Annotated in this window: 16 protein-coding genes and 2 pseudogenes; 9 read left to right on the top strand and 9 right to left on the bottom strand. The window is 60.7% G+C overall.

What is annotated here, in order from left to right:
* Positions 1-2: 2 nt before the first annotated feature.
* From BSY240_RS13755 to BSY240_RS13745, 3 genes are read left to right on the top strand one after another with little or no spacing between them, the layout of a single operon-like run.
* Positions 3-920: an ABC transporter permease gene (locus tag BSY240_RS13755; protein WP_069042686.1), complete on the top strand. Its 918-nt coding sequence runs from the start codon at positions 3-5 to the stop codon at positions 918-920.
* A complete protein-coding gene (locus BSY240_RS13750; RefSeq protein ID WP_069042685.1) occupies positions 913-2,532 on the top strand; it encodes an ABC transporter ATP-binding protein in 1,620 nt (539 codons plus the stop codon). The genes BSY240_RS13755 and BSY240_RS13750 overlap by 8 nt, the downstream gene beginning before the upstream one ends.
* Positions 2,533-2,558: 26 nt before the next feature.
* On the top strand, positions 2,559-3,452 hold the full coding sequence (locus tag BSY240_RS13745) for a dihydrodipicolinate synthase family protein (RefSeq protein ID WP_069042684.1): 894 nt from the start codon (positions 2,559-2,561) through the stop codon (positions 3,450-3,452).
* A 64-nt stretch (positions 3,453-3,516) separates the two neighbouring features.
* On the opposite strand, the gene BSY240_RS13740 is transcribed toward BSY240_RS13745, so the two are convergent.
* From BSY240_RS13740 to BSY240_RS13715, 6 genes are all read right to left on the bottom strand, one after another.
* Entirely contained in the window at positions 3,517-4,950 is a 1,434-nt protein-coding gene (locus BSY240_RS13740) for an aldehyde dehydrogenase family protein (protein WP_069042683.1), read from the bottom strand.
* A gap of 12 nt (positions 4,951-4,962) precedes the next feature.
* The gene (locus BSY240_RS13735) at positions 4,963-5,700 is read right to left on the bottom strand and encodes an MBL fold metallo-hydrolase (protein WP_069042682.1); all 738 of its coding nucleotides are present in this window, start codon (positions 5,698-5,700) and stop codon (positions 4,963-4,965) included.
* Between the two features lie 10 nt (positions 5,701-5,710).
* The gene (locus tag BSY240_RS24605; protein ID WP_069042681.1) at positions 5,711-6,796 is read right to left on the bottom strand and encodes an ABC transporter ATP-binding protein; all 1,086 of its coding nucleotides are present in this window, start codon (positions 6,794-6,796) and stop codon (positions 5,711-5,713) included.
* Positions 6,793-7,581, bottom strand: coding sequence for an ABC transporter permease (locus BSY240_RS13725; RefSeq protein WP_054149314.1), 789 nt, complete (start codon positions 7,579-7,581; stop codon positions 6,793-6,795). The genes BSY240_RS24605 and BSY240_RS13725 overlap by 4 nt, the downstream gene beginning before the upstream one ends.
* Before the next feature lie 2 nt (positions 7,582-7,583).
* Positions 7,584-8,447, bottom strand: a complete 864-nt coding sequence (locus BSY240_RS13720) for an ABC transporter permease (protein WP_069042680.1) — start codon at positions 8,445-8,447, stop codon at positions 7,584-7,586.
* A gap of 229 nt (positions 8,448-8,676) precedes the next feature.
* The gene (locus tag BSY240_RS13715) at positions 8,677-9,750 is read right to left on the bottom strand and encodes an ABC transporter substrate-binding protein (RefSeq protein ID WP_069042679.1); all 1,074 of its coding nucleotides are present in this window, start codon (positions 9,748-9,750) and stop codon (positions 8,677-8,679) included.
* Between the two features lie 142 nt (positions 9,751-9,892).
* Between BSY240_RS13715 and BSY240_RS13710 the strand changes: the two genes are divergently transcribed.
* Both BSY240_RS13710 and BSY240_RS13705 read left to right on the top strand, forming a co-directional pair.
* Positions 9,893-10,519 (top strand): TetR/AcrR family transcriptional regulator, encoded by a 627-nt coding sequence (locus BSY240_RS13710; RefSeq protein WP_069042678.1) that lies wholly within the window; start codon positions 9,893-9,895, stop codon positions 10,517-10,519.
* 30 nt (positions 10,520-10,549) lie between these two features.
* Positions 10,550-10,945, top strand: a complete 396-nt coding sequence (locus BSY240_RS13705; RefSeq protein WP_069042677.1) for a YybH family protein — start codon at positions 10,550-10,552, stop codon at positions 10,943-10,945.
* 297 nt (positions 10,946-11,242) lie between these two features.
* On the opposite strand, the pseudogene BSY240_RS24390 reads toward BSY240_RS13705, so the two are convergent.
* From BSY240_RS24390 to BSY240_RS13695, 3 genes and pseudogenes are all read right to left on the bottom strand, one after another.
* Positions 11,243-11,454: pseudogene (locus tag BSY240_RS24390) on the bottom strand (IS3 family transposase); the annotation flags it as partial.
* Positions 11,455-11,565: 111 nt separating this feature from the next.
* A pseudogene (locus tag BSY240_RS24385) lies at positions 11,566-11,748 on the bottom strand (two-component system response regulator); the annotation flags it as partial.
* A gap of 248 nt (positions 11,749-11,996) precedes the next feature.
* The gene (locus BSY240_RS13695) at positions 11,997-13,331 is read right to left on the bottom strand and encodes an MFS transporter (RefSeq protein WP_054149319.1); all 1,335 of its coding nucleotides are present in this window, start codon (positions 13,329-13,331) and stop codon (positions 11,997-11,999) included.
* A 237-nt stretch (positions 13,332-13,568) separates the two neighbouring features.
* Here BSY240_RS13695 and cyoA point away from each other — a divergent pair, with 237 nt between their 5' ends.
* The 4 genes from cyoA to cyoD are packed head-to-tail and all read left to right on the top strand — an operon-like array spanning position 13,569 to position 17,814.
* Entirely contained in the window at positions 13,569-14,774 is a 1,206-nt protein-coding gene (cyoA, locus tag BSY240_RS13690) for a ubiquinol oxidase subunit II (RefSeq protein ID WP_069042675.1), read from the top strand.
* A gap of 12 nt (positions 14,775-14,786) precedes the next feature.
* Positions 14,787-16,799, top strand: coding sequence for a cytochrome o ubiquinol oxidase subunit I (cyoB, locus tag BSY240_RS13685; protein ID WP_069042674.1), 2,013 nt, complete (start codon positions 14,787-14,789; stop codon positions 16,797-16,799).
* Positions 16,793-17,416, top strand: a complete 624-nt coding sequence (gene cyoC / locus BSY240_RS13680) for a cytochrome o ubiquinol oxidase subunit III (RefSeq protein ID WP_371418499.1) — start codon at positions 16,793-16,795, stop codon at positions 17,414-17,416. The genes cyoB and cyoC overlap by 7 nt, the downstream gene beginning before the upstream one ends.
* On the top strand, positions 17,416-17,814 hold the full coding sequence (cyoD, locus tag BSY240_RS13675; protein WP_054149323.1) for a cytochrome o ubiquinol oxidase subunit IV: 399 nt from the start codon (positions 17,416-17,418) through the stop codon (positions 17,812-17,814). The genes cyoC and cyoD overlap by 1 nt, the downstream gene beginning before the upstream one ends.
* Positions 17,815-17,816 lie beyond the last annotated feature (2 nt).

Here is a 17,816-nt window from a genome sequence, read left to right as displayed (position 1 = left end):
GCATGTCCATCGAAGCAACCGCCATCATCGACGAACCGCCGTTCCTCAAGCGCATGTTCCGCATGCTGCTGGCTGACAAGTTTGCGCTTTGCGCCGCGATCTTTCTCCTCATCATTCTCTTGATGGCCATCATTGGCCCAAGCTGGCTGGGCGACCTCGCCACCAAACAAAACCTGCGCGGTCGCAACGCAGCGCCCTTTGATTTCGAGAGAGCATGGGTCTGGTGGATGGGCGCGGATGCGCTCGGCCGGCCGCTGCTGGCTCGCATCATTGTCGCTACCCAGAACACCGTGATGGTCGCGGCCGGTGCCGTGCTGATCTCGGCTGTCATTGGAACGGTTCTGGGCTTAATCGCCGGCTTTTCCTCTCCGCGGGTCAGCCAGATCATCATGCGGCTCGCCGACGTGATCATGTCCTTCCCGTCGCTGCTGATTGCCGTCATCGTGCTCTACATTCTCGGGTCCTCGATCCTCAACCTGATGATGGTGCTCGCCATCACCCGCATCCCCGTCTATCTGCGCACCACGCGGGCCGAGGTGCTGGAAATCCGCGAGCGCATGTTCGTGCAGGCAGCCCGCGTGATGGGCGCGTCGAGCAAGCGCATCCTGTTCCGGCATATCCTGCCGGTGGTCTTGCCCACTTTGACCACGCTCGCCACCCTCGACTTTGCCTATGTCATGCTGGCCGAAAGCGCGCTGTCGTTCCTCGGCATCGGTATTCAGCCGCCGGAGATCACCTGGGGCCTGATGATCAGCCAGGGGCGACAATACCTCACCAATGCCTGGTGGCTTTCCTTCTGGCCAGGGCTCGCGATCATCCTGACGACGATGTCGCTCAACCTGCTCTCCAACTGGCTACGGATCGCGCTTGATCCGGTGCAGCGCTGGCGTCTGGAAATGAAAGGAGCCAAGAATGGCTGACCATCTTCTCGAAGTCCGCAACCTCTCGGTCGAGTTCCACACGGCAGTCGGCGTCGTGAAAGCCGTGCGCGACATGTCCTACCATCTCGACCGTGGCGAGACGCTCGCGATCCTCGGCGAAAGCGGGTCGGGCAAGTCGGTGTCGTCTTCGGCGATCATGAACCTGATCGACATGCCGCCTGGTCGCATCTCCTCGGGTGAAATCCTGCTCGACGGTGTCGATCTCCTGACGATGCCGCTGTCGCAGCGACGCGAAATCAACGGTCGCAAGATCGCGATGATCTTCCAGGATCCGCTCAGCCATCTCAATCCGGTCTATACCGTCGGCTGGCAGATCCGCGAGGCGCTCACCACGCATGGCACGGACAGCACGAAAGCCCAGGCAGAGGCCCTTCGCCTTCTCGGTCGTGTCGGCATTCCCGATCCCGAACACGCCCTCGACAAATATCCGCACGAGTTTTCCGGCGGTCAGCGCCAGCGTGTGATGATCGCCATGGCGCTGGCCTTACGTCCCGATCTCCTGATCGCGGACGAGCCGACGACCGCGCTTGATGTCACCGTGCAGGCCGAGGTGTTGGCGCTTCTCAAGGAGTTGCAGCGCGAGACCGGTATGGCCGTTCTCATCATCACGCATGATCTCGGCGTCGTGGCCGAGATTGCGGATCGGGTGGTGGTGATGGAAAAGGGCGTGTTGGTCGAGGCTGGCACGGTGCGCGAGGTCTACAAGAATCCGCAGCATCCCTATACGAAGAAGCTGATCGCGGCAGCGCCGGGCAAAGGCGAAATGCATCAGCCGCTGAAGGGTGCCGAACCCGTGCTGAGCGTGCGAGACGTGCGCAAGAACTACGGCGCATTTGCTGCCTTGAAGGGCGTCTCCTTCGACCTGCTGGCCGGTGAGACGTTGGCTGTTGTCGGCGAAAGCGGTTCGGGAAAATCGACACTCGCCCGCATCCTGCTCAGGCTCGATGAGCCAGATTCCGGGTCGGCGCTGTGGAAGGGCAGGGACCTTTTCCAGCTGTCGCCCGCCGAACTCTACAAGCTGCGTCGCGATCTGCAGATGGTCTTCCAGGATCCGACACAGTCGCTCAATCCGCGCATGACCGTTTACCAGCTGATCTCGGAAGCCTGGGTCATCCATCCCGATATCCTGCCCAAAGCGAAGTGGCGGGAGCGGGTGGCCGAACTGTTGACCCAGGTCGGTCTGGGACCTGAGCATATGGGCCGTTACCCGCACCAATTCTCGGGCGGCCAGCGCCAGCGCATCGCGATCGCCCGCGCTCTCGCGCTCGAACCGCAGCTGATCATCTGCGACGAGGCCGTATCGGCGCTCGATGTCTCGGTCCAGGCCCAGGTCATCGCGCTTCTCGACGGGTTGAGAAAGCAGATGGGCATCGCCTTCATCTTCATCGCCCATGACCTGCCGGTCGTGCGAGACTTCGCTGACCATGTGATGGTCATGCAGAAGGGTGAGGTCGTGGAACTCGGCACGGTCAGAGAGATCTTCGAGACGCCGAAGCAAACCTACACCCAGGCGCTGCTCGCCGCCGGGCTTGATCCCGATCCCGACGTGCAGGCACAGAACCGCGCCGCACGTCTCAGCCGCGCCTCGTAAGTCAGAAAATTCCGGAGAACATTGTCATGTCGAAAAAGGCCTTCGTCGCGCTCGTCACCTGCTTCAACGAGGACGAGACGATCAATTACGAAGCCACCCGAGCTCAGGTGCGCCGCCAGGTGGCTGCGGGCAACAACATCATGTGCGCCGGCACCAATGGCGATTTCACTGCACTCACCTTCGAGGAAAAGGTAAAGCTCGCCGAAGCCGTGGTCGATGAAGTCGGCGGTAAGGTCGACGTGATCGTTAATGCCGGAATGCCGGCGACCTTCGAGACGATCAAGCTGGCGAAGGAATTCGACCGGATCGGCGTAACGGCAATTGCCGTCATCACCCCCTTCTTCATCGCCTGCACTCAGGACGGTCTCATCCGGCACTTCTCGACGGTTGCGGATGCGGTGAAGACGCCGACCTATCTCTACGATATCCCGGCCCGCACCCAGAACCACATTGAACCGGAGACCGCGCGCAAGCTCGCAACCCACGGCAACATCGCTGGCATCAAGGATTCGGGCGGCGCCAAGGAGACGCTGGAAGCCTATCTTGCGGTGTCCCGCGACATGCCTGGCTTCGATGTCTATTCCGGGCCTGACCATCTCGTGCTCTGGGCGTTGCAGAATGGCGCAGCCGGCTGCATTTCCGGTCTCGGCAATGCGCTGCCGGATGTGCTTGCAGCGATCCTGAACGGCTATAACGGCGGTGACATTGCAGAGGCTGAGCGCCAGCAGGCGGTCTTCACGGCCTTCCGCACCGATCTCTATGCGCTGGGCTTTGCGCCTGCCATGGTCAAGCGGGCGCTCTTCCTCCAGGACAGTTCGGTCGGCGCCAGCCGCCAACCGGCACTCTTGCCGGATCCGGAGCAGGACGCAAAGATCGCGGATATTCTTCGGCGATTTGGTCTCTCGGTCCAGTCCCACTAGAGCAGGTTAGGTACCTTGGCGACCGCGGCCTTGATGGTATCCGCGGTCGGTAAGGATTTGATCCTCAGGCCGCGCTAGGCCGATGCACGGTCTTAATCTCGAGGAAGTCTTCAAGACCGAACATACCACCCTCACGGCCATTGCCCGACTGCTTGTAGCCGCCGAACGGGCTGCCATAGCGATGTGGCGCGCCATTGATATGCACCATGCCGGCGCGAAGGCGCGCTGCAACACGTTCGGCGCGGTCGAGATCCCCGGACTGGATATAGGCGGCCAGGCCGTAATTGGTGTCGTTGGCGACCTCGATCGCTTCCTCCTCGGTGTCGAAGGGAATGATCGCCAGCACCGGTCCGAAGACCTCATCGCGGGCGATCCGCATCTGGTTGTTGACGCCGGCAAAGATGGTCGGCTTGACGAAGTAGCCTGTCTCGAAACCCTCAGGCTTGCCCGGGCCACCAACGAGAAGCTCGGCGCCCTCAGCGATGCCAGCCTCGATCAGGGTCTGCACGCGGCCGTACTGGATGTCGCTGACCAGCGGGCCGATATGTTCGCCGGCTTCTTCCGGATTGCCGACGCTGACCTCGCTTCCCACGCGCTGGGCGATTTCTACCGCCTGATCGTAAACGGAACGCTGGATCAGCAGGCGCGTCGGAGCATCGCAGGACTGGCCCGAATTGTTGAAGCATTCGAGCACGCTGCAGGTAATGCGCTCTTCGAGATCCGCATCCTCGAAGACGATGTTGGGCGACTTGCCGCCGAGCTCCAGGGTTACGCGCTTCACGGTATCGGCGGCATCCTTGCTGACGGCTGTGCCGGCGCGGGTCGAGCCGGTAAAGGACATCATATCGATATCCCGGTGTTTCGAGAGCGCTGCACCGACATTGGCGCCATCGCCATTCACAAGGTTGAACGTCCCGGCCGGGAAGCCCGCTTCGTGTACCATCTCGGCGTAGAGCAGGGCGTTGAGAGGCGTGAACTCGGAGGGTTTCAGAACGCAGGTCGAGCCTGTCGCCAGTGCCGGAACGACCTTCAGGGCGATCTGGTTGATCGGCCAGTTCCAGGGGGTGATGAGGCCACAGACGCCGATCGGTTCGCGCAGCACGATGTCGCCGTTTGGCAGTTCTTCGCGCAATTTGATGCGCTTCAGGGCCTCGATGAAACCTTCGAGATGGCCGACGCCGACATGCGCCTGCTGGTCGGTGCTCATGGTGATCGGGGCGCCGAGTTCGAGCGTGATCGTCCGTGCCATCTCGTCGTAGCGGCGGGTGTAGATCTCAAGCAGCTTTTCGAGAAGTGCAATGCGTTCATCGAGGCTGGTGCGGCTGTAGCTCTGAAATGCCGTCTTGGCAGCGGCAACCGCGCGGTCGATATCGGCGGCCGTGCCCATCGAGATCACGGCGATCGGCTTTTCGGTCGCGGGATTGATGACCTCAAGGTCGTGAGGCGCGATCGGGTCGACCCACTCGCCGTTGATGTAGAACTTGCGCTTGTCGAGCATGATTGCCTCCCGTCAGATTGTCTTGTGTTTTGCGTCGAGCCAACCGGTGATCAGCTCCCGATATCGTTCGCCGCTGAAGCTTGGAAAATGGCCGCCATGCACCAGCCGCACCTTCAGCCGCAGCAGGCGCTCCATCGAAGCGTGATAGTCATTGGCGTTCGAGTGGTAGGTGTCCTCGATCAGCGGACCGTCGTAGATAATGTCGCCGGAAAACAGGATTTCCGTCGCCTTCTCGTAGAGCGCGATGCCCCCGGGGGAATGGCCGGGAGTGTGAATGATCTCGAATTGCCGATCGCCGAGGTCGACCATGTCGCCGTCCTCCAGTAGGCGCGTCGCCGGCGCCCGCTTCACCGCATAACACTTCGAGCAATAGGGCTCGGGCGGCAGGGCGTCGAAAATGTCGTCGGTAACATAGGGGTCGGCCAGCGTGTTTTCGCGTGTCGGATCAGCGAGCAGATCCGCCTCTGCCGAATGGACCGCACGGCATTCGAACTCGTGGTGGCAGCCGATGTGATCGAAATGGGTGTGGCTTGCCACCGCGATCAGCTCACGCTCCGTGACAAGCGGTACCCATTCGCGAAGCGAAACAACGCCCATGCCACTGTCAACAAGCATGTCGCGATCGCGCCCGCGCACATGCCAGATGTTGCAGCGATAGAATTCCTGGATATGCGGCTCGCAGATATAGCTCACATCGTCGTCGAGACGGCGGACGCTGTACCAGTCCTCGGGGCGGATGCGCGGTTTCATCACGTGTCTCCTACGCTTCGACCAGAGCAACGATGGTATCTGCCTTCACCGTCAACTCGAGTTCATCGCCCGGCTGCGGGTGTGCGGTTTGCGGCAGATGGGCGGTTATCACGATCTCGGAATGGCCTTGGGGCTGAAGGTGGCATCGGTGGTGCGCTCCGAAGAAGGCGCTGTCGGTGATCCGTGCATGGCCGAGCGCAACCATTGCGCCCTCCTCGCCGGCGGACCGGAAATGTTCGGGGCGAATGCACAAGGTGATCTTTTGCTCTGGCGAAGGCGTGCCCCCGGTGAAAGCCGTGATGGGAATGATGGCTGAGCCGAGCGCCGTTTCCAACTGCGCTTCGCCTTCCGCAATCGAGATCACCCGACCGGGCAGGAAGTTCGCCTCGCCCATGAAGCCTGCGGCAAACAGCGAGCGCGGCCGCATGTAGATGTCCGAGGGTCTGCCGACATCCTCGATCCGGCCGTGGTTCATCACCACGATCCGGTCGGCGATCGCCATGGCCTCTTCCTGATCGTGGGTGACATGGATGAAGGTGGTGCCGACACGCTTCTGTATGGCTTTCAACTCGTCCTGCATCTGACGACGAAGCTTCAGATCCAGTGCCCCGAGCGGTTCGTCGAGCAGCAGCACATCAGGATCGACGGCAAGTGCGCGGGCAAGCGCCACACGCTGACGCTGGCCGCCGGAAAGCTCGTGCGGCTTCTTCGATGCGGAGGCCTTGAGCCCCACGAGATCTAGCATGGCGAGCGCCTTTTCACTGCGCTCGGCCTTTCCCATACCGCGCATGCGCAAACCGAAGCCGACATTGTCGATGAGCTTCATGTGCGGAAACAGTGCGTAGTCCTGGAACATGGTCGTGGTTGGTCGTTTTGCCGGCTCAACATGTGTCATGTCCTTACCGCCGATGGCGATCGTGCCAGCGCTCGACTCGATAAAGCCACCTAGGATCGAGAGCAGGGTCGTCTTGCCGCAGCCAGAGGGGCCGAGAAGCACGATGAACTCGCCGGCGGCTATCTCCAGCGAGACATCGTCGAGCGCGCGGAAGGCACCGAAGACTTTCGTGGCGTTTCGGATCGAGACGTCTGCAGTCATTGGGATTTTCCGGATTTTCTGAAAACGGCGAGTTCCATCACGATGAGGAACGCGACGGAGATGAGGAAGACGACGCTGCCGATGGCATTGGTCTTGGGGTCAAGGCCGGAGCGCAGCATGCTCCAGATCTCGACCGGCAGCGTCACGTCGAAGCGCGACAGCAGGAAAGAGATGATGAATTCGTCCCAGCTGAAGGTGACCGACAGGAAGAAGGCGGCAAGGATGGACGGCATCAGCATCGGCGCCGTGACGAGCGTCATGACCTGCCAGTCCCGGGCCCCAAGATCGCGAGCGGCGCGTTCGATGTTGACCTGGTGGCCGCCCATGGAGGCGTAGATGATCGCAAAGCACAGCGGCAGGTTGATCACGACATGACCGATGCCGACGGTCCATAGCGACAGCGAAACATTGAGCCTGGACAGCATCGACAGCAGGCCGAGCCCGATGATCAGTGTGCTGACCGTCATCGGCGCGACGATCAGGGCGCGCTGCAGGCCGGATGCGGGAAGCTTGTAGCGGGCAAATGCATAGGCTGCGAGGAAACCGAGCAGGCAGGAGATTGCAGACGATACGATGGCAACGACGAGCGAGTTAAAGAGCGCTGCCATCAGCTTTTTATCGGCGAAGATCTCGCCATACCACTTCCAGGTCAGGCCATGCAGGGGTGGCACGGGTAGCGTGCCGTCCTGGAAGGAGAAGATCACGAGAACGGCGACCGGCAGGAAGATGAAGAGATAGAGCCCGCCGGCATAAAGGATCGCAAGTGCCATGTTGAGATGTCGCATGGTCACGTCCTCTCCATCTTCAGCCAGCGGGCGCAGGCGAGATAGGCGATCGTCACGACCACCATCAACACCAGCGACAGGGCGGCTGCCATGGGGAAATCCGCGCGGCGGCCGAGCTGCAGCATGATCACCTGCGGCAATACGAGCTCATTGTTGCCGCCGAGGATCTGCGGGGTGATGTAGTCGCCGATGCACAGCACGAAGGTAAGGAAGGCACCGACCATGATGCCGGGAAGCGTCAGTGGCAGGATCACGTGCCAGAACGTCTGAAAGCCGTTTGCGCCGAGATCGGCTGCCGCACGGCGGTAGTTCGGCGAGAGCTGAACGAGATTGGCATAGATCGTTAGCGTCAGCAGCATGACGAAGAAATGCACGAAGCCAATCACCGTGCCGGTCCGCGTTGCTGACAGTTCGAGCGGTTCGGCGATCAGGCCGGTCCACATCAGGGCCTGGTTGACGACACCGCCCTTGGACAGCACCAACAGCCAGGAATAGGAGCGCACCACATAGGAGGTCCAAAACGGCAGGATCGCCATGATCAGCGCAAAGCGCTGCCAGCGTCGCGGCACGCGTTCGGCGATGATCCAGGCCAGCGGATAGGCAAGCAGGATCGAAATGACCGTGACGGTAAGCGTCACTTCGAGCGAATTGAACAGCGCTTTGAGAAGATGCGGCTTGCCAAAGAAGGCCGCGTAATTGTCGAGCGCCCAGACGGCGACGATCTCGCGGCCCTCGCGCTTCCAGAAGCTGATTGCCGCCATGTAGAAGAAGGGCACGAGAAAGAAGGCCACGGTCCACAGGACTGCCGGCAGCGCAAATCCCCAGGCCTTGCGGCGTTCTCTGCGCTCGAGCGCGGTGGCGGTCATCGACGGGACACTCCGTTCTTTCAGGGCAATCGGCTCGGCTGGCGGGTTTTCATGATGGCCGATCTCAAAGGCAGCGACAAACTTCAGGGCTCAATTCTGCCGAATGCGCGCAGTTCTTTACCCGAGCATGTGACCCGCCCGGGCCGCGATGCTCGTCAAGAAATAACTACGTGAGGGAAGGCTTGGGGCGCGGACGGAAGACACCTCCCGCGCCCTTTATGGGCAGCGCCTACTGCTGCAGCATTTCGGTCCAGACGTCCTGCATGGCCGCGTCGAGATCGGCATTGGCCACCGGATAGAGCTGGGTGTTCTTCAGGTATTCGGGCTGCTTGTCCCAACGGAGCGCCGTCTTCTGCTGGTCGGTGAGCTGCTCGCCGGCCTTCGCGTTTGCCGGCATGCCCCAGTAGCAGGACGAGGTGGCAAGACGGGCCTGGCCTTCGGGGCTCAGGATGTACTGCACGAACTTGATGGCCAGATCCTGCTTGGTTGAATCCTTAAACACGCCGATCGACTGCGCCCAGCGCAGGGCGCCCTGCTTCGGGACGGTCCAGTCGAGGTCCGGCTTCTCGGCGGTGAGACCTGCGGTCACCCATTCGCCGCCGCCGAGGATGATGTCGACTTCGCCGCTGACGAGCGCCGTCTGCGAGGCCACGACATCGCTCACCTGGCGCGAGACCTTCTTCATCTCGAAGAGTTTTTCCTTGATCGCCGGGAGATCGGCTTCCGTCAGGTCGGCGGTGTTCTTGCCTATGGCAAGGCCCGTCAGACCGATCATCGGCAGGTAGTAGTCATAGAGAGCGATGCGGCCCTTGTATTTCTCGGACCAGAAGATCGACAGGTCTTCCATGTCCTTCGGATCGACCTTGCTCTTGTCGTAGGAAATCGTGTTGTAGCCGAACTTTTCCGTCACGGCGTAGATCTTGCCGTCCTTGGTGTTGTTGGCCTCCATGCGGACTTCCGGAAAAATGTCGGCCATCGGCAGCTTGTCGGCCGGAATTTCGGCGAGAAGATCCATTTCGACGGCGCGCGGCACGTCGACACCATCGATCACGAAGACGTCCCAGTCGCCCGGGCGCGACTGCTCGACGATCGAGAGACCGGCGCCGGTTCCCTCATATTCCTTGAGATTCACCTTGACGTTGTTCGCCTTTTCGAAAGGCTCGATCAGTGCCGGGTCGGTGTGGTCGCACCAGACGAGGGCGTTCAGCTCCTCCTGGGCATGAGCCCCGCCGGACAAGGCGGAGATGGCAACGGTCGCAAGAAGCAGGCGGCGGGAGAGCCCGCCCAGTACGGTCTTTTCCATAAGTTCACCCTCTTGTCGAAGGCCCCGAGCGGACCCTCGCGTTGATCAGAATAGCGCTCGTTTCGGCGCCTTGAGAAAAAGATTGAGTGAATTCATTTTTTAAGTCAATCTCAAATTTGAGGAGATTCCAACGGAGTTAGCCATGACCGGATTGCGCGCCCGACAGAAGGCCGACAGGAACCGTCGCATCCTGGAAGCGGCCACCACCCTGTTCCGCGAACAGGGTTACGACAGTGCGCGCATCGAGGACATCGCCGAGATGGCAGAGGTCTCGGTCGGCACACTCTACAACTACTATCAGAACAAGGGCGATGTTCTCGTCGCCACGGTTTCGATGGAAGTGACCGAAGTGCTCGAGGCAGGCGAACGCATTGTCGCGAACCCGCCACTCAGCGTCATCGAGGCGCTCGGTGCCCTGATCAACCAGTATTACGATCACTCGCTTGTCTATCTCAGCAAGGAGATGTGGCGCACCGCCATGGCATCTGCGATCCAGCAGCCTGAGACGCCGCTCTCAAAGCGCTATACGGAACTTGACGGGCGCCTCTGTGCCCAGGTCGTTCAGCTTATCGAGACGCTCCAGCGGCGTGGCGTAGTCATCGCCGGCGTCGACGCGCGGGCGCTCGGAGAGGTCTTCTTCAACAATCTCAACATGATGTTCATCGAGTTTTGCAAGCACGAGAGCATGCCGCTTGAAGAGCTCAAGGCCCGTGTCGCCGAGCAGAACCGCCCGATCGCCGAGTTGATCAGCAGCGTCAAGCGCGTCTGACGCCACCGAATTCCCGAAGAAATGACAGAGATGACAGATCATACGACCGCAGTGCTTTCCGCAGCCGATGCCCTGGTGGCAGCCTTCGGTCGCCACGACACCAAGGCCTATTTCGATGCCTTCGCGCCGTCGGCGACTTTCATCTTCTACAATCTCGATCGCACTCTCGCGGATCGCGCGGCCTATGAGGCGGAATGGGCGCTGTGGGAAACCCGCGACGGCTTTAGCGTCAAGGCCTGCCGCTCAACGAACCGCAGCGTACACATCGTCGGCGATGTCGCCATCTTCACCCATGCGGTGGAGACCGATCTCGTGATCGGCGGCGAAGCGATGACGAACCACGAGCGTGAGACGATCGTCTTTGCCCACCAGCCGGACGGTCGATGGCTCGCCATTCATGAGCATCTTTCCCCGCTCCCGATGTAGTTGTTGTTTGTGGCTGGACTACCTGCGGTTCATTGGCTAGACGCCATCGGCTGCCAACGCATGGTCTGCATCTGAATTCTTTATGTGATGTACCGCTCCTACAATGTGAGCCACGAAAGAAAAGCCAGATTGCCCATTGCGGCCTGGCTGGGGGCGGGTCACTCGCCGGTTCTGCTCAGGCTTTGTGATCCAGGAGACCTTGAGCAAGACGAACTGATCCACCGAGCCCAAAAGCATAAACATACTGAGCCACACAAAAGATGGGGGCAGGCAGAAGCATCTCGACACGCCTGCGAATGGTGTGGAGCACGGCTCCATGCCGATAACGATGAGCAGTGATGTCGTGTTGTCTGCGTTGAAGCAGGAATCGTCGTCAGTCAGCCATTCATTTGGCTTGGAAGTGTGTTGATGAAACGAATGCGGTTCTCCACCGCCGCGATGACCAGGTTCTGGACGTCCTCGCTCTCGATGCACTCAGTTGTCTCGACATGGGCAATGGCTTCGCAATCACGGATCCGAGACCGAGCGCACCGGAACCTTCGGCCATCTGTGAGTTGATCCGCCGGCCACGAGCCCCCTTTTGCCCTGAAGGTCGAAAGATAGCGGCGGCAGCTTGGCCATGGGCCTCTCACCGAGCGGGTGAGCTGAAAGAGAGGCTCCATCATGTCACGGTTCGGATTGTCGATGTCGATGATGATGACGTCTGGCGGCAGTGTCTGCTCCGTCTTGGCAGTTCCCTGCCCCTCGAGAGCAGCTGTGACGTGCTAACGACCTGCCTCGCGCAGCAAACCGTGCTCGATCATCGCTGCGCGAACAGCGTTGTCATGGATCACAAGGATAGTGAGGTCGAGGTGGTTCTTAAGCGATTGAGGACGCAATGCTGCAAGGTTGGCAAGCTTGCGGCCTAAGTTTTGAGCCTGCGGCCATGCTAACTGATTTTAGAGCAGATCGGCGGCTTGACTGAACAGCGAGGCCAAAAAACAAACCCCCGGAGTGGTCTATTCCGGGGGGCTGGCGGTGAAGCGCAGGTTAGGCCGATATTCGTTCTCGCTCAGTCATGCCCCTTGGGCTGCAGCGATATCTGCCGTGCGAGCGCGAGCGAGATCAGCGTGCAGACGGCCCCCGACAGAAGGTAGAGGCCGGCTGCAAACAGACCGAACCAGGTAGACAGCAACAGTGCTGCCAAAGGTGCAAACCCTGCCCCGAACATCCAGGAGAGTGCCGAGACCATCGCGGAGGCCGTGTAGCGATTTCGACGGTCAAACAGAGAGGCGATGGTTCCGGAGGACTGGGCGAAATTGAAGCCGAGAATGACGAAACCAACCATCATGTAGGCGACGACACCGGCCTGGCCGCCGTTCAGCAGCAGAGGCGCCGTCAGCGCGAAGGCACCGATGGCCCAGGCCCCCCAGACGAGGATCCTGTCACGGCCGATACGGTCCGAAAGCCAGCCGGAGAACAGCATGGCAAGGATGCCGACGGCAGCACCGGCCGCTTCGATCAGGAGGAAGGTGCCCGGCGCCTCGTCCGTGTAGAGGAAAATCCACGAAAGCGGGAAGACCGTGACCATGTGGAACATGGCAAAGCTCGCCAGCGGCACGAAAACGCCGAGCAGAACCGTGCGTCCGTCCTGCGACAGGGTGGCGCGCAATCCCGTCGGGGTTAGCTCGTTCGTCTCGAAGAGTTCCTTGAACTCGGGCGTGTCGACGATGCGCAGACGCGCAAAGAGCGCGACGACATTGATCGCGAAGGCGACAAAGAATGGATAACGCCAGCCCCAGTCGAGGAAGTCGGCGGCCGACAGCGTCATGACGAGGTAGGCGAACAGCACGGCGGCGACGGCAAGACCAACCACAGCGCCGAGCTGCGGGATCATGGCATAGAAACCACGCTTGTCCTTCGACGCAGTGATGGCCAGCAGCGGTGCAAGGCCATCCCAGGTCCCGCCAAGCGCCAGACCCTGGCCGATGCGCAAGAGCGCCAGCATGGCGATTGCCCACCATCCGGCGGTTTCATAGGACGGCACCAGCCCCATGGCGACAGTGGAAGTTCCCAGCAGGAAAAGCGCCACCGTCAGCTTGGTCACGCGGCCATGTCTGCGGTCGAGGGCTGTGAAAATCACAGTGCCGAGCGGTCGTGCCACGAAGGCGAGCGCCACCAGCACGAAGGACCAGAGCGTCCCGGTCAGCGGATCGAGGAACGGAAAGATGCGCGCCGGAAAGACGATGACGGACGCGATCGCGAACACGAAGAAGTCGAAGAACTCCGACGTGCGCCCGATGATGACGCCGACAGCGATATCGGACGGTGAAACGTGATGGTCATCGTCTGAAGTTGTGCGGCCGTTCTGTGCGGCCGGGGGTGCAGAACCGGTCATGCTCGCCATGTCGCGGGATCACTTTCTCGATTGTACTGGGCGGGCGCGCACCGGGGGATACAGCGTTCGCCTTAGTCTAACATGCTGAAATGAAATGCCGCAGGTGCGGCCAAATTGACAGGTGACAAATTGTCGTATGTGCTGCACCGCAAAACCCAACTAACTAGCTTGGCGAATGTCAATGGTCGTCGAGTGGTGTTCGGGGGGACCCCTGCTCTGTGACCCGTCAGCGTATCAGGGTAAGAGATGCAAGAGCTTCGCCTCCCGAAAATATTGGCCGCCGTGGTGGCGGTCCTTTTCCTGTCCGCCTGCAAGGCTGAAGTCCTTGCTCCCACCGGCGACGTCGCCGCCCAGCAGCGTGACCTTCTGGTCATCTCCACGCTTCTGATGCTGATCATCATTATTCCGGTGATGGCGCTCACCTGCTGGTTCGCCTGGCACTACCGTGCATCCAACAGTCAGGCGATCTACAGGCCGAACTGGTCCCACTCGACCAAGCTCGAGCTGATCATCTGGGCGATCCCCCTGATGATCATCATCTGCCTCGGTGCGCTGACCTGGGTCGGTACCCATCTTCTCGATCCCTACAGGCCACTGGCGCGCGTGTCTGAGGAGCAGCCGCTCGATCCGCAGCAGGAGCCGCTTGAGGTTCAGGTCGTGGCACTCGACTGGAAATGGCTCTTCATCTACCCGCAATACGGCGTCGCCACGGTGAACGAACTTCCGGTCCCGGTCGATCGGCCGATCCGATTCTCGCTGACCTCCTCTTCGGTGATGAATGCCTTCTACATCCCGCACATGGCCGGCATGATCTACGCCATGCCCGGCATGCAGACGACGCTGCACGGTGTTTTCAATAAGGAAGGTACCTTCCAGGGGCTCGCCTCGCATTACTCGGGTGCCGGCTTCTCTGGCATGCGCTTCAAGGCAAACGCAACCGACGCTGCCGCCTTCGAGGCCTGGGTCGAGGAGGCGCGCGCGGGCAGCGACAAGCTGGACCGGGCGAAGTATCTCGAGCTCGAGCGTCCCACCGAGAACGTCACGCCGATCACGTTTGCCAGTGTCGATCCGCAGCTATTTCCGCGCGTGGTCAACATGTGCGTCGAAGACGGCAAGATCTGCATGGCCGAAATGATGGCGCTCGACGCCCAAGGCGGAACGGGTCTCGCCGGAACGGTCAACATGAGCGCCCTGATCTACGACAAGCATGAACGCCGCGGCACGCGCGAGCCGGTCTTCGGCTGGGAACCCTTCAAGGTTCTCGGCTTCTGCTCGGCGGAAGAGCTGGAGCAGATGCTGGCCGCAAAGCCTGCTTCCTACAACGACCAGCCCGTCGTTTCGGGTCCACTGATGGGACACAACATGCCGCAGCCGGTATCGCCTTTCGGCGGTGAGGCCGAACGTTTTCTCACGCTCGTCCGGCAGGCATCCGGCAATGCGCCGCAACTCTGACAGGAATTTGGCATGGCTACGATAGACCATTCCACCACGCTTCTTCTCGGTCGCCTCAATTGGAGTGCGATCCCGTCGGACCCGATCGTGCTTGCAACCTTCGTTGTGGTTGCGGTCGGGGGCGCTGCAACGGTGGGCGCGCTGACCTATTACCGCCTTTGGGGCTATCTCTGGCGGGAATGGCTGACCTCTGTCGATCACAAGAAGATCGGCATCATGTATATAATTCTGGCGTTGGTCATGCTGGTGCGAGGCTTCGCCGATGCCATCATGATGCGCCTTCAGCAGGTGCTCGCCTTCAATGGCTCGGAGGGCTATCTTAACGCCCATCACTATGACCAGATCTTCACCGCCCACGGCGTGATCATGATCTTCTTCGTGGCGATGCCCTTCGTCACGGGACTGATGAACTACGTCGTGCCGCTGCAGATCGGCGCGCGAGACGTCTCGTTCCCCTTCCTCAACAACTTCTCCTTCTGGATGACCGTCGGCGGTGCCGTGCTTGTCATGGCCTCACTCTTCGTCGGTGAGTTCGCGCAGACCGGCTGGCTTGCCTTCCCGCCACTGTCGGGCATCGGCTACAGTCCGTGGGTCGGGGTCGATTACTATATCTGGGGCCTCCAGATCGCCGGGGTTGGAACGACGCTGTCCGGCATCAACCTGCTCGTCACCATCGTCAAGATGCGTGCCCCGGGCATGACCCTGATGCGCATGCCGGTCTTCACCTGGACGGCACTCTGCACCAACATCCTCATCGTCGCCTCCTTCCCGGTTTTGACGATGACGCTGATCCTCCTGACGCTTGATCGCTACGTGGGAACGAACTTCTTCACGAATGATCTCGGCGGCAACCCGATGATGTATATCAACCTCATCTGGATCTGGGGTCACCCGGAAGTCTACATCCTCATCCTGCCGCTCTTCGGCGTCTTCTCGGAGATCACCTCGACCTTTTCCGGCAAGCGTCTATTCGGCTACAGCTCGATGGTCTATGCCACCGTCTGCATCACGATCCTGAGCTATGTCGTCTGGCTGCACCACTTCTTCACCATGGGCTCGGGCGCCTCGGTGAACGCCTTCTTCGGCATCACCACCATGATCATCTCGGTGCCCACGGGGGCCAAGATCTTCAACTGGCTCTTCACCATGTATAAGGGCAGGGTGCGCTTCGATCTGCCGATGATGTGGACGGTCGCCTTCATGCTGACCTTCACCATCGGTGGCATGACCGGCGTACTTCTTGCTGTCCCGCCGGCAGACTTCGTCCTGCACAACTCGCTCTTCCTGGTGGCGCACTTCCACAACGTCATCATCGGCGGTGTGTTGTTCGGCTGCTTTGCGGCGATCGCCTATTGGTGGCCCAAGGCTTTCGGCTTCCAGCTTAATGTCTTCTGGGGCAAGGTCTCCTTCTGGAGCTGGGTCAGCGGCTTCTGGCTCGCCTTCATGCCGCTCTACGTGCTCGGCCTGATGGGGGTCACCCGCCGCATGCGCGTCTTTGATGATCCGGATCTCAGGATATGGTTCATTCTGGCAGCGCTGGGCGCCGTGCTGATCGCTGTCGGCATCGCCGCCTTCTTCATCCAGATCGCAGTCTCGATCTGGAACCGGAAGGACAACATGGATGTCACCGGCGACCCCTGGGATGGTCGCACGCTCGAATGGGCGACGTCCTCCCCGCCGCCGGCATACAACTTCGCCTTCACGCCTGTCGTCCACGATCTCGACGCCTGGCACGACATGAAGCAGGTTGGCCAGACACGCCCGAAGGCACCCTATCTGCCGATCCACATGCCGCGTTACACCGGCTCAGGCGTCATGATCTCCGCGCTTGCCACGCTCTGCGGCTTCGCGCTGGTCTGGTACATCTGGTGGCTGGCGGCCGTGTCCTTCCTCGCGATCATCGCCGTGTCGATCGCCCATACCTTCAACTACGATCGGGACTATTACGTCCCCGTCGACGAGGTCGAGCGTGTCGAAAAGGCGCGTGAGCGCGAACTGGCAAGCGTAGGAGCGCAACAATCGTGAGCACCGTCACCCAAACCGATACGCCTGCCGTCTATTGGGAAACCGAGCCGCATCACCATCCGGAAGGCGCGTCGACGCGGCTCGGCTTCTGGATCTACCTGATGAGCGACTGCCTGATGTTTGCAGTCCTCTTCGCGGTCTTCGCCGTGGTCGGCCAGAGCTATGCGGCCGGTCCCGGCCCAAAGGCGCTCTTCGAGCTGAACCTGATTGCGATCAACACTGGCTTCCTGCTGGTCTCCTCGATCACTTTCGGCTTCGCCATGCTCGCCATGTATGAGGGCAGGCAGGCCCGCATGCAGATCTGGCTTGCCATCACTCTCCTGCTCGGCATCGCCTTCCTGGCGCTCGAGATCTACGAGTTTCATCACCTGATCGAGCTCGGCGCTGGTCCGCAGCGCTCGGCCTTCCTCTCGGCCTTCTTCGCGCTGGTCGGCACGCACGGCCTGCACGTGCTGTTCGGCTGCATCTGGCTTGTCACGCTGATGATCCAGGTCAATCAGAAAGGCCTGATCCCTGCCAACACCCGACGCATGGAATGCTTGAGCATGTTCTGGCACTTCCTCGATGTCATCTGGATCGGGGTCTTCACCTTCGTTTATCTTCTGGGGATGATCTGATGTCGCAACACTCCATCAAGCCCCATGGCCACAACGACCATGGTCACGACAGCACCGGTCATGATCATGGCAGCTACCGGTCATACCTGACCGGCTTCGTGCTGGCCGCGATCCTGACGATCATTCCCTTTGCGATTGTCATGAGCGGTGGCTTCGAAAGCCGCGTCTTGACCGCGGTGACCGTGATCGCCTTCGCTGTCGTCCAGGTTCTCGTCCACATGGTCTACTTCCTGCACATGAACACCCGGTCGGACGAAGGCTGGACCATGCTGTCGATGATCTTCACTGTCATCGTCGTGGTGATCATGATCGCTGGCTCCGTCTGGGTCATGTACAACCTCAACACCAACATGATGCCATCAATGGATCACGAGAGCTTCCAGGGCTTCGGCTCCTGAGA

This window comes from Agrobacterium sp. RAC06, assembly GCF_001713475.1.
Taxonomy (GTDB): domain Bacteria; phylum Pseudomonadota; class Alphaproteobacteria; order Rhizobiales; family Rhizobiaceae; genus Allorhizobium.
Note: the sequence above shows the minus strand (reverse complement) of the source record. Positions and strands in the feature narration are given on the sequence as shown.

Bases quoted from the DNA above. Each gene is read 5' to 3' on its own strand.
- cyoA (WP_069042675.1), top strand. From the start codon at position 13,569: ATGCAAGAGCTTCGCCTCCCGAAAATATTGGCCGCCGTGGTGGCGGTC.
- cyoB (WP_069042674.1), top strand. From the start codon at position 14,787: ATGGCTACGATAGACCATTCCACCACGCTTCTTCTCGGTCGCCTCAAT.
- BSY240_RS13720 (WP_069042680.1), bottom strand. From the start codon at position 8,447: ATGACCGCCACCGCGCTCGAGCGCAGAGAACGCCGCAAGGCCTGGGGA.
- BSY240_RS13755 (WP_069042686.1), top strand. From the start codon at position 3: ATGTCCATCGAAGCAACCGCCATCATCGACGAACCGCCGTTCCTCAAG.
- BSY240_RS24605 (WP_069042681.1), bottom strand. From the start codon at position 6,796: ATGACTGCAGACGTCTCGATCCGAAACGCCACGAAAGTCTTCGGTGCC.
- BSY240_RS13750 (WP_069042685.1), top strand. From the start codon at position 913: ATGGCTGACCATCTTCTCGAAGTCCGCAACCTCTCGGTCGAGTTCCAC.
- BSY240_RS13735 (WP_069042682.1), bottom strand. From the start codon at position 5,700: ATGAAACCGCGCATCCGCCCCGAGGACTGGTACAGCGTCCGCCGTCTC.
- BSY240_RS13710 (WP_069042678.1), top strand. From the start codon at position 9,893: ATGACCGGATTGCGCGCCCGACAGAAGGCCGACAGGAACCGTCGCATC.
- BSY240_RS13740 (WP_069042683.1), bottom strand. From the start codon at position 4,950: ATGCTCGACAAGCGCAAGTTCTACATCAACGGCGAGTGGGTCGACCCG.
- BSY240_RS13715 (WP_069042679.1), bottom strand. From the start codon at position 9,750: ATGGAAAAGACCGTACTGGGCGGGCTCTCCCGCCGCCTGCTTCTTGCG.
- BSY240_RS13745 (WP_069042684.1), top strand. From the start codon at position 2,559: ATGTCGAAAAAGGCCTTCGTCGCGCTCGTCACCTGCTTCAACGAGGAC.
- cyoD (WP_054149323.1), top strand. From the start codon at position 17,416: ATGTCGCAACACTCCATCAAGCCCCATGGCCACAACGACCATGGTCAC.
- BSY240_RS13725 (WP_054149314.1), bottom strand. From the start codon at position 7,581: ATGCGACATCTCAACATGGCACTTGCGATCCTTTATGCCGGCGGGCTC.
- BSY240_RS13705 (WP_069042677.1), top strand. From the start codon at position 10,550: ATGACAGATCATACGACCGCAGTGCTTTCCGCAGCCGATGCCCTGGTG.
- BSY240_RS13695 (WP_054149319.1), bottom strand. From the start codon at position 13,331: ATGGCGAGCATGACCGGTTCTGCACCCCCGGCCGCACAGAACGGCCGC.